The organism is Pseudomonas sp. MWU15-20650 (assembly GCF_023242475.1).
In the GTDB taxonomy this organism is placed as follows: domain Bacteria; phylum Pseudomonadota; class Gammaproteobacteria; order Pseudomonadales; family Pseudomonadaceae; genus Aquipseudomonas.
The window spans coordinates 153,082-162,506 of sequence record NZ_JALJFG010000008.1 but is presented as its reverse complement, the minus strand read 5'-3'; the positions used below and the strand labels follow the sequence as shown (position 1 = coordinate 162,506).

Below are 9,425 nucleotides of genomic sequence, written 5' to 3'. Positions count from 1 at the left end.
CACATGGCGGGCTACTGGTCGAGTCGAGGTTAAGCAAATACTACTTCTACCTTTCCTTCTTTTCGCGAGCGAGGTGCAGTTTTCACAACAATTTGCACATCGCGGCCCAAGCGAGAAAGACATTCAATCATTTTGGACTCACTGATGCCTCTGAATTTCCCACGCAGCATTTCAGACACCTTCGGCTGAGGCATAGCCAGAATCTCAGCGGCCTGGAGCTGGGTAAGATGTCGAGCCTTGATGATGCCACCTATCTTGGACGCCAATTGTGCTTTGACAAGCATTTCACTAGCATTCTCTTGTCCAAGGTCGGCGTATACGTTGCCACTACTTTCTTCTATCTCAATCATTTTTTCTTCTCCTTCGCGTGTTCTTCCGCAGCTTTCAGCCTTGCTTTGATTAGGTCTACATCAGGCTTTGGAGTCTCTATGCCCTTTGTCGACTTCTTTTGAAAACAATGCAAGGCATAGACTGCCGTTCCAAACTTCACGGTATAGACGGCTCTGTAAGTGTCCCCGTCGTAGTCCTCGACCACTTCAAGCACACCAGCTCCCGAGAACCCCTTGAGAGGCTTGGCTTGGGAATGCTTGCCACCTTCCTGTGCTTGATGGAGCGCATACCCAAACACATCTCGCACCTCTTGAGGCATGTCCAGAAGATCCCGCTTACTACTACCTATCCATATCAGTGGCTTCACTAGCAAATCATCTCCCTGAACCCAGGGCGCCAATATATACCTAAATGGGTATAGCCCTCAACAACCGTTCACCATTTCCAGCGCTGCCCGCCTCCACAATTAAAACTCTCCGAACGCTTATTGACCGTATGGATATGCGCAATCGAAAATCGCGACTGAATCGGGCTACAGACCTTGCAGTGCCTGGCTTTAGACGCTTTGGCTTGGGCCAGCACGATTCAATCGGACGCACTGTTTTGAGAGCAGTGCCGGTCGCCTGGTGCAGATCATCCACCGCCGCCAGCCCTGCAGACCCGCCCGACAGCAGCTTGAGCACGCCCAAGGTTTCAAGCGTTTTGGCGCCGCCTACCGACTCGGTTGAATGGTCATTCATCGGATAACCATCAGGTTGTCGATGAGTGTCACACCGGTGATGCGCTCACCGTGATTGAGACACGCAAGCACAAGCAGAAGTGTTGATGGGTCTAGATTGGGGCGATGCACAGCTCGAGCGCAGCACTCGTCGCATTTCCCTGCATAAAGCTGGTCAACTGCGTTGCCCGTCGCTAGAATTGCGCACTTTTTGATCAGAGGCACACCAAGTGCCCGTCCGCTGCCCTGCCCTTCATGGCGGCGGCGTCATTCAATACCGAGGTTAGACATGTCCACCACCATCGCAAAAGCCAACCCCAAGGTCGGCTTTGTATCCCTGGGTTGCCCGAAGGCTCTGGTCGACTCCGAGCGCATCCTCACGCAATTGCGTATGGAAGGCTATGACGTCGTGTCCACATACCAGGACGCTGACGTGGTGGTGGTTAACACCTGCGGCTTCATCGACTCGGCCAAGGCTGAGTCCCTGGAAGTGATTGGCGAAGCCATCAAGGAAAACGGCAAGGTCATCGTGACCGGCTGCATGGGTGTGGAAGAAGGCAATATCCGCAACGTGCACCCAAGCGTGCTGGCCGTGACCGGCCCGCAGCAGTACGAGCAGGTGGTCAATGCCGTGCACGAGGTCGTCCCGCCGCGCCAGGACCACAACCCGCTGATCGACCTGGTGCCGCCACAAGGCATCAAGCTGACCCCGCGCCACTACGCGTACCTGAAGATTTCCGAAGGCTGCAACCACAGCTGCAGCTTCTGCATCATCCCGTCGATGCGGGGCAAATTGGTCAGCCGCCCGGTCGGCGACGTACTCGACGAAGCCCAGCGCCTGGTCAAATCCGGCGTTAAAGAGCTGTTGGTGATCTCCCAGGACACCAGCGCCTACGGCGTCGACGTGAAATACCGCACCGGCTTCTGGAACGGCGCGCCGGTGAAAACCCGCATGACCGAACTGTGCGAAGCCCTGAGCAGCCTGGGCGTATGGGTACGCCTGCACTACGTTTACCCGTACCCGCACGTGGACGAACTGATCCCGTTGATGGCTGCCGGCAAGATCCTGCCGTACCTGGACATCCCGTTCCAGCATGCCAGCCCGAAAGTGCTCAAGGCGATGAAACGCCCGGCGTTCGAAGACAAGACCCTGGCGCGCATCAAGAACTGGCGCGAGATCTGCCCGGAGCTGATCATCCGTTCCACCTTCATCGTCGGCTTCCCCGGCGAAACCGAAGAAGACTTCCAATACCTGCTGGACTGGCTGACCGAGGCCCAACTGGACCGCGTTGGCTGCTTCCAGTATTCGCCAGTAGAAGGCGCGCCGGCCAACCTGCTGGACCTGGCCGTGGTGCCGGACGACGTCAAGCAAGACCGTTGGGAGCGTTTCATGGCGCACCAACAGGCGATCAGCTCGGCGCGCCTGCAATTGCGTATCGGCAGGGAAATCGAAGTGCTGATCGATGAAGTCGACGAGCAAGGTGCCGTTGGCCGCTGCTTCTTCGATGCCCCGGAAATCGACGGTAACGTGTTTATCGACGATGCCAGCGGCTTGAAGCCGGGCGACAAGGTCTGGTGCACCGTGACGGATGCCGACGAATACGACCTGTGGGCCGAAAAACGCGACTGATAGCATTTGCGTAATATTTTGAAAAAGCCTCGCCTCTGAACAAGATGCGGGGCTTTTTTAGGTCTATCGTTTGCCCATCAGCACCGACACCGGCAAGGGGCAGCGGGCATGCGCCAGCATTCAGTTATCCACACACCTAACATCAGCGACTACGCGCAACTGGCTCAGATCTGGGAAGACTCGGTACGCGCCACCCACGATTTCCTGCCAGACAGCTACATTGTGCTGCTCAAGAGCCTGGTACTGACCCGTTACCTGGATTCAGTGATGCTGATTTGCACCAAGGACCCGCGCCAACGCATCACCGGGTTCGCCGGGGTGGCGGCTGGCAAGGTGGAGATGCTGTTTATCGGCCCGCAACACCGTGGCCAGGGACTGGGGCGGCAATTGCTGCGCTATGCGATCTTGCACCTGAACGCCGATGAACTGGACGTCAACGAACAGAACCCTCAGGCCCTGGGCTTCTACTTCAAACAGGGGTTCGAGGTGATCGGACGCACGGAGCATGATGGCCTGGGGCAGCCTTATCCGTTGCTGCATATGCGTTTGCGCCAGCTACAACCACAAGCACGCCTGGGCTAAATGAAATGGAGCCGGGATTAACCGGCGCCAGGCAGGTACAATAGCCGCCCCCTTTTGTTACGGCCCTTGTCATGACTGACCCCATACGCCTCTCCAAACGCCTAATCGAACTGGTCGGTTGCTCCCGTCGGGAGGCTGAGCTGTTTATCGAAGGCGGCTGGGTCTCGGTGGACGGTGAAGTGATCGACGAGCCGCAGTTCAAGGTCACCACGCAGAAAGTCGAACTGGACCCCGAAGCCAAGGCCACTGCGCCAGAGCCGGTGACTATTCTGCTGCACGCGCCAGCCGGCGTGGATGCCGAGACCGCCCTGGCGTCGATCAGCGCCGAGACCTTGTCCGAAGAACACCGTTTCAGCAAACGCCCGCTCAAAGGCCACTTCCTGCGCCTGACCGCCAGCGCTGACCTGCAAGCCAAGGCCAGCGGCCTGCTGGTGTTCACCCAAGACTGGAAGATTCTGCGCAAGTTGACCGCCGATGCCGCCAAGATCGAGCAGGAATACGTGGTGGAGGTCGAAGGCGACATGGTTGCCCATGGCCTGAACCGCTTGAACCACGGCCTGACCTACAAAGGCAAAGAGCTGCCAGCCGTGAAGGCCAGCTGGCAGAACGAAAACCGCCTGCGGTTTGCGATGAAAAACCCGCAGCCGGGCGTGATCGCCCTGTTCTGCGAAGCCGTTGGCTTGAAAGTCATTGCCATCCGTCGCATCCGTATTGGCGGCGTGTCCATCGGCAAAGTGCCGGTTGGCCAATGGCGTTATCTGTCCGGCAAAGAGAAGTTCTAAGCCCCCTTTCTCGACAGCGCCTCACTCAGGCGGTGTCCACCGTTGAAAACCAGGATTGCTTACCATGATTCACAATGACGTACTGCGCAGCGTGCGCTACATGCTCGACATCAGCGACAACAAGATGGTCGAGATCATCAAGCTCGGCGGCATGGACGTAACCAAGGAAGACCTGCTGGCCTACCTCAAGAAAGATGAGGAAGAAGGTTTTGTGTTCTGCCCGGACGAAGTCATGGCGCATTTTCTTGATGGCCTGGTGATCTTCAAGCGTGGCAAGGACGAAAGCCGTCCGCCGCAGCCGATCGAAACCCCGGTGACCAACAACATCATCCTGAAAAAGCTGCGCGTGGCCTTCGAACTGAAGGAAGACGACATGCATGCGATCCTCAAGGCGGCTGAATTCCCGGTGTCCAAGCCAGAGCTGAGCGCACTGTTCCGTAAGTTCGGCCACACTAACTACCGCCCATGTGGCGACCAGTTGCTGCGTAACTTTCTCAAGGGCCTGACGTTGCGGGTTCGTGCTTAAGCCATGAGTTACCACGTCTCACCGGTCGGTTTTGTGCGCTCCTGCTTCAAGGAGAAGTTCGCCATCCCCCGCCAGCCGCAACTGGCGCCTGCCGCCCGGGGCGTGCTGGAGCTGGTGGCGCCGTTCGATCAGGGTGAGGCGGTGCAGGGTCTGGAGCAGGTCAGCCACGTATGGTTGCTGTTCCTGTTCCACCAGGCCCTGGAAGACAAGCCGCGCCTGAAGGTGCGGCCTCCGCGCCTGGGCGGCAATACTTCCATGGGCGTATTTGCTACCCGCGCGACCCATCGCCCCAACGGGATTGGTCAGTCGGTAGTGAAATTGGACAAGGTGGAGCCGGGCCGGCTGTGGATTTCCGGGATCGATTTGCTCGATGGCACACCGGTCTTGGATATCAAGCCGTATGTGCCCTACGCCGACATTATCGACAGCGCCACCAACCACATCGCCAGCAGTGCACCACAGCTGATTGCCGTGCAGTGGCTAAAGACGGCGCTGCAACAGGCGCAAGGCCATGCTCAGCGCCTTGATGAGCCATTGGTGGCATTGATCGAGCAGTGCCTGGCGCAAGACCCACGCCCGGCGTACCAGGTTCCTACGTCCGAACGGGAATACGGTGCACAGTTCTGGGATGTGGATGTGCGCTGGCACTATCCGGAACCGGGGATGATATGCGTGTTGGAAGTGGTCCCCGCTGAATAAACCGGAAGCCAAATGTGAGAGGGGGCTTGCTCCCGATGGTGGTGGATCAGTCAACTTAGATATCGACTGACCCACCGCCATCGGGAGCAAGCCCCCTCCTACATTTTTGACCGCCGTTATTTCTCGACGAACGCGCGCTCGATCAAGTAGTCACCCGGCTCGCGCATGCGTGGCGAGACTTTCAGGCCGAAGCTATTCAACACGTCGCTGGTCTCGTCCAGCATGCTTGGGCTACCGCACAGCATGGCGCGGTCGTCCTCGGGGTTGATCGGTGGCAGGCCGATATCGCTGAACAGCTTGCCGCTGCGCATCAGGTCGGTCAGGCGGCCTTCGTTTTCAAAAGGCTCACGGGTTACAGTCGGGTAGTAGATCAGCTTTTCACGCAGGGCCTCGCCGAAGAATTCGTTCTGCGGCAGGTGCTCGGTGATGAATTCGCGGTAGGCAACTTCGTTGACGTAACGCACGCCGTGGCACAGGATCACTTTTTCGAAGCGCTCGTAGGTCTCCGGGTCCTGGATCACGCTCATGAACGGCGCCAGGCCAGTACCGGTGCTGAGCAGGTACAGGTGTTTGCCCGGTTTCAGATCGTCAAGCACCAGGGTGCCTGTCGGCTTCTTGCTGATGATGATCTCGTCGCCTTCCTTCAAGTGCTGCAATTGGGAAGTCAGCGGGCCATCGGGCACCTTGATGCTGAAAAACTCCAGATGCTCTTCCCAGTTCGGGCTGGCAATGGAGTAAGCGCGCATGAGCGGGCGGCCATTAGGCTGTTGCAGGCCGATCATCACGAACTGACCGTTCTCGAAGCGCAAGCCCGGATCGCGGGTGCACTTGAAGCTGAACAGAGTGTCGTTCCAGTGATGAACACTGAGGACACGCTCGTGGTTCATGTTGCTCATGTACGGGGAACTCCTGGAAATGGGTCTGCGCCAAATGATAGGTGCGCAATTGCACAGCATTCTAATGGCGGCGACAATATCTGTTAACTGGATTATTAAGATAAGGGTTATCGGTTATATCGATATGCGATTTACTCTCCGTCAACTGCAAGTCTTCGTCGCCGTTGCCCAGCAGGAAAGCGTCTCTCGCGCTGCTGGCCTTCTGGCCTTATCTCAATCCGCCGCCAGCACTTCGATTACCGAGCTGGAGCGCCAATCCAGCTGCCAATTATTCGACCGCGCGGGCAAACGCCTGAGTCTCAACGCCCTCGGCCATCAGCTGTTGCCCCAGGCGGTGGCGCTGCTGGACCAGGCCAAGGAGATCGAAGACCTGCTCAACGGCAAGTCCGGCTTTGGCTCCCTGGCGGTCGGCGCCACCCTGACCATCGGCAATTACCTGGCCACGCTGTTGATCGGCAGCTTCATGCAGCAGCACCCCGAGAGCCAGGTGAAGCTGCATGTGCAGAACACTGCACATATCGTGCACCAGGTGGCGCACTACGAAATTGATCTGGGTCTAATCGAAGGCGACTGCAGCCATCCCGACATCGAGGTGCAAACCTGGGTAGAAGATGAGCTGGTGGTGTTTTGTGCACCCCAGCATCACTTGGCCAAACGTGGCGTGGCGACCATGGAAGAGTTGACCCATGAAGCGTGGATCCTGCGGGAACAAGGCTCGGGCACGCGCCTGACGTTCGACCAGGCCATGCGTCATCACCGCAGCGCGCTGAATATCCGCCTGGAGCTGGAACATACCGAAGCGATCAAACGGGCAGTCGAGTCGGGATTGGGCATTGGCTGCATTTCGCGACTGGCGCTACGCGATGCGTTCCGCCGTGGCAGCCTGGTGCCGGTAGAAACCCCGGACCTGGACCTGGCCCGGCAGTTCTACTTCATCTGGCATAAACAGAAGTACCAGACCTCGGCGATGCGCGAGTTCCTGGAGCTGTGCCGCGCCTTCACCGCCGGGGTTCAGCGCAGCGACGAGATCGTGCTGCCGAGTATCGCCTGATCGTTAGATCAGGATGACGGCCCACACCAGGGTGATCATGGTCAGTGCCACCAATTGCGCGGCGCTGCCCATGTCCTTGGCGTTCTTCGACAAGGGATGGCGGTCCAGGGAAATACGGTCGATGGCCGCTTCCACCGCCGAATTGAGCAACTCGACGATCAAGGCCAGCAGGCACACCGCAATCAGCAGCGCCCGTTCAACCCGGCTGACGTGCAGGAAAAAGCTCAGTGGGATCAGGATGACGTTCAGCAACACCAACTGACGGAACGCCGCCTCACCGGTGAAGGCTGCGCGCAAGCCATCCAGGGAGTAACCCCCTGCGTTAAAGATACGTTTGATACCGGTTTGACCCTTGAAAGGCGACATAGATGTAAGCAACTAAACCAAAGAGGTGGGAAAACTAGATCACGCAAAGTCAAAAAAGCGTGAATCGGCTGGATCTTAATGCTGCGAAATTGACTCAAGTTGTTGCAAAAGCAACGCCGCCTGGGTTCGCGTGCGCACCCCCAGCTTGCGGAAAATCGCGGTAACGTGGGCCTTGATGGTGGCTTCAGACACGCTCAGTTCGTAGGCAATCTGCTTGTTCAACAGCCCTTCACAGACCATGGTCAACACGCGGAACTGTTGAGGGGTCAGACTGGCCAGGCCATCACGGGCAGCTTTGGCTTCGTCGGACACGTTGATCTCTTCAAACGCTTGCGGCGGCCAAGACACATCGCCATCCAATACCGTGCGCACGGCGTTCTGGATATCTTCCATCGCGCTGGACTTGGGAATGAAACCACTGGCGCCAAACTCCTTGGAGCGCACCACCACGTCAGCTTCTTCCTGGGCCGAAACCATCACCACGGGGATCTGCGGGTATTGCCCACGCAATAGGACCAGCCCAGAGAAACCGTAGGCACCGGGCATGTTCAAGTCGAGCAAGACCAGGTCCCAATCGGATTTTTCGGTCAAGCGGGCTTCCAGCTCGGCGATGCTGGCCACTTCGACCAGGCGTACATCCGGGCCCAGGCCAAGGGTTACAGCCTGATGTAACGCACTGCGAAACAGCGGGTGGTCATCGGCTATCAGGATTTCGTATGTGGCCATTGATTAAATGATCCTGTTTTTTATGGGAGCCCTGATGGGTTCAGGGCTCACCAATACACAAGGCGACGGCCAGGCAGCTATCGCCACAGGGCGCGTTCAACGTCAAATACACCTGAAACGACGTCAAAAATTCACGGTTGCGCCCCAATCGGCGCCCAGCATGCCCAGCGTAGCCTGGGGGGTCAAGCGCTACGCGGTGGGCATTTTAGCGGGCTGCGGGTTGGCGATGCCATCATGTAAACGTCGACTGGTTATACCGCCGGGATATAGGGCGCAAGACGAGTATGGACGATGTCCGCCGGGTCCAGCGCCAGTTGGAACTTGGCGGCCAGATAATGGGTACTGAATACATCAAGGTAAGCGTCCAGCACTTCACTGGCGACCAGATCGCCGGCCAGCTCCAGGCACAGCGCCGCCACTTCGGCGGTACAAAAATGGTCATCGCGCTTGGAGCGTCGCAGCATGTAGCGCGACAACTGCTCCGGCGCCAGGCTCAGGACCGGCAGGTGTTCCAGATACGGGCTTTTGCGAAACATCTTGCGCGCTTCGCTCCAGGTGCCGTCCAGCAGAATAAACAATGGCCGCTTGCCCTGCGCCACGATCACTTCGCTGACCACCCGTTGCGGCGCTACGAACTCGCCGGGAAAAACGATATACGGCTGCCACTGAGGGTCAGACAGCAAGGTGAGCAAGTCGGGGTCGACCTCGGTACGCGACCAGGCGAATGCAGTGGTGTCTTCAATCACATCGGCGATCAGCCAGCCGGTATTGCTGGGTTTCATCGGCTCGACGTCGTGCATCAACAGGCACATGGCGGACTTGGCGGCGACAGCCGGACGCCAGGCGCACAGGCAGTACTGTGGAATAACCCGGCAACCCGGGCAGCGCTCAGCACGGGAGCCACGGTTGAGAAAAGGCCGGACGGCACGCGCCAGACGCTGGGCACGCAAGCGAGAAACAGCGTGGCTCATCGGAAACGCTGCGAAGACGGGTAAATCGACACGGAAAAAACTCGTGGGGACAGAAGTGCCAGCAGTTTACCAGCGATACGCCTGGCTGTAGTGGCAACGGCTCACCTATAATTGCGCGCCACTGAACGCACAGCGCAGTGGCTGGTCT

The 9,425-nt window shown here is 58.2% G+C and carries 12 protein-coding genes; 6 read left to right on the top strand and 6 right to left on the bottom strand.

Features of this window, described 5'->3' with window-relative positions; genetic code table 11:
* Positions 1–29: 29 nt before the first annotated feature.
* Entirely contained in the window at positions 30–350 is a 321-nt protein-coding gene (locus tag M5B43_RS10160) for a helix-turn-helix transcriptional regulator (RefSeq protein WP_248749967.1), read from the bottom strand.
* Entirely contained in the window at positions 347–649 is a 303-nt protein-coding gene (locus M5B43_RS10155; protein ID WP_248749966.1) for a type II toxin-antitoxin system RelE/ParE family toxin, read from the bottom strand. The genes M5B43_RS10160 and M5B43_RS10155 overlap by 4 nt, the downstream gene beginning before the upstream one ends.
* A gap of 700 nt (positions 650–1,349) precedes the next feature.
* Between M5B43_RS10155 and rimO the strand changes: the two genes are divergently transcribed.
* The 5 genes from rimO (at position 1,350) to tsaA (ending at position 5,267) form a co-directional block, all read left to right on the top strand.
* Positions 1,350–2,678: a 30S ribosomal protein S12 methylthiotransferase RimO gene (gene rimO, locus M5B43_RS10150; protein ID WP_248749973.1), complete on the top strand. Its 1,329-nt coding sequence runs from the start codon at positions 1,350–1,352 to the stop codon at positions 2,676–2,678.
* 108 nt (positions 2,679–2,786) lie between these two features.
* Entirely contained in the window at positions 2,787–3,260 is a 474-nt protein-coding gene (locus tag M5B43_RS10145) for a GNAT family N-acetyltransferase (RefSeq protein ID WP_248749965.1), read from the top strand.
* A gap of 71 nt (positions 3,261–3,331) precedes the next feature.
* Entirely contained in the window at positions 3,332–4,042 is a 711-nt protein-coding gene (locus M5B43_RS10140) for an rRNA pseudouridine synthase (RefSeq protein WP_248749964.1), read from the top strand.
* 64 nt (positions 4,043–4,106) lie between these two features.
* The gene (locus tag M5B43_RS10135) at positions 4,107–4,568 is read left to right on the top strand and encodes a DUF1456 family protein (protein WP_248749963.1); all 462 of its coding nucleotides are present in this window, start codon (positions 4,107–4,109) and stop codon (positions 4,566–4,568) included.
* 3 nt (positions 4,569–4,571) lie between these two features.
* On the top strand, positions 4,572–5,267 hold the full coding sequence (gene tsaA / locus M5B43_RS10130) for a tRNA (N6-threonylcarbamoyladenosine(37)-N6)-methyltransferase TrmO (RefSeq protein WP_248749962.1): 696 nt from the start codon (positions 4,572–4,574) through the stop codon (positions 5,265–5,267).
* A 116-nt stretch (positions 5,268–5,383) separates the two neighbouring features.
* On the opposite strand, the gene fpr is transcribed toward tsaA, so the two are convergent.
* Entirely contained in the window at positions 5,384–6,163 is a 780-nt protein-coding gene (gene fpr, locus M5B43_RS10125) for a ferredoxin-NADP reductase (protein WP_248749961.1), read from the bottom strand.
* Positions 6,164–6,287: 124 nt separating this feature from the next.
* Between fpr and M5B43_RS10120 the strand changes: the two genes are divergently transcribed.
* On the top strand, positions 6,288–7,214 hold the full coding sequence (locus M5B43_RS10120) for a LysR family transcriptional regulator (RefSeq protein ID WP_169368331.1): 927 nt from the start codon (positions 6,288–6,290) through the stop codon (positions 7,212–7,214).
* 3 nt (positions 7,215–7,217) lie between these two features.
* Here the strand turns inward: M5B43_RS10120 and M5B43_RS10115 are convergent, their stop codons facing one another.
* From M5B43_RS10115 to M5B43_RS10105, 3 genes are all read right to left on the bottom strand, one after another.
* The gene (locus M5B43_RS10115; RefSeq protein WP_090366450.1) at positions 7,218–7,580 is read right to left on the bottom strand and encodes a diacylglycerol kinase; all 363 of its coding nucleotides are present in this window, start codon (positions 7,578–7,580) and stop codon (positions 7,218–7,220) included.
* 75 nt (positions 7,581–7,655) lie between these two features.
* Positions 7,656–8,306: a response regulator transcription factor ErdR gene (gene erdR, locus M5B43_RS10110; protein WP_194936857.1), complete on the bottom strand. Its 651-nt coding sequence runs from the start codon at positions 8,304–8,306 to the stop codon at positions 7,656–7,658.
* Positions 8,307–8,557: 251 nt separating this feature from the next.
* Positions 8,558–9,277 carry a tRNA-uridine aminocarboxypropyltransferase gene (locus M5B43_RS10105; RefSeq protein WP_248749960.1) on the bottom strand — a complete coding sequence of 240 codons (720 nt, stop codon included), beginning with the start codon at positions 9,275–9,277 and terminating at the stop codon, positions 8,558–8,560.
* Positions 9,278–9,425 lie beyond the last annotated feature (148 nt).

Bases quoted from the DNA above. Each gene is read 5' to 3' on its own strand.
- M5B43_RS10160 (WP_248749967.1), bottom strand. From the start codon at position 350: ATGATTGAGATAGAAGAAAGTAGTGGCAACGTATACGCCGACCTTGGA.
- M5B43_RS10155 (WP_248749966.1), bottom strand. From the start codon at position 649: ATGCCTCAAGAGGTGCGAGATGTGTTTGGGTATGCGCTCCATCAAGCA.
- M5B43_RS10145 (WP_248749965.1), top strand. From the start codon at position 2,787: ATGCGCCAGCATTCAGTTATCCACACACCTAACATCAGCGACTACGCG.
- M5B43_RS10140 (WP_248749964.1), top strand. From the start codon at position 3,332: ATGACTGACCCCATACGCCTCTCCAAACGCCTAATCGAACTGGTCGGT.
- M5B43_RS10135 (WP_248749963.1), top strand. From the start codon at position 4,107: ATGATTCACAATGACGTACTGCGCAGCGTGCGCTACATGCTCGACATC.
- tsaA (WP_248749962.1), top strand. From the start codon at position 4,572: ATGAGTTACCACGTCTCACCGGTCGGTTTTGTGCGCTCCTGCTTCAAG.
- fpr (WP_248749961.1), bottom strand. From the start codon at position 6,163: ATGAGCAACATGAACCACGAGCGTGTCCTCAGTGTTCATCACTGGAAC.
- M5B43_RS10120 (WP_169368331.1), top strand. From the start codon at position 6,288: ATGCGATTTACTCTCCGTCAACTGCAAGTCTTCGTCGCCGTTGCCCAG.
- M5B43_RS10115 (WP_090366450.1), bottom strand. From the start codon at position 7,580: ATGTCGCCTTTCAAGGGTCAAACCGGTATCAAACGTATCTTTAACGCA.
- erdR (WP_194936857.1), bottom strand. From the start codon at position 8,306: ATGGCCACATACGAAATCCTGATAGCCGATGACCACCCGCTGTTTCGC.
- M5B43_RS10105 (WP_248749960.1), bottom strand. From the start codon at position 9,277: ATGAGCCACGCTGTTTCTCGCTTGCGTGCCCAGCGTCTGGCGCGTGCC.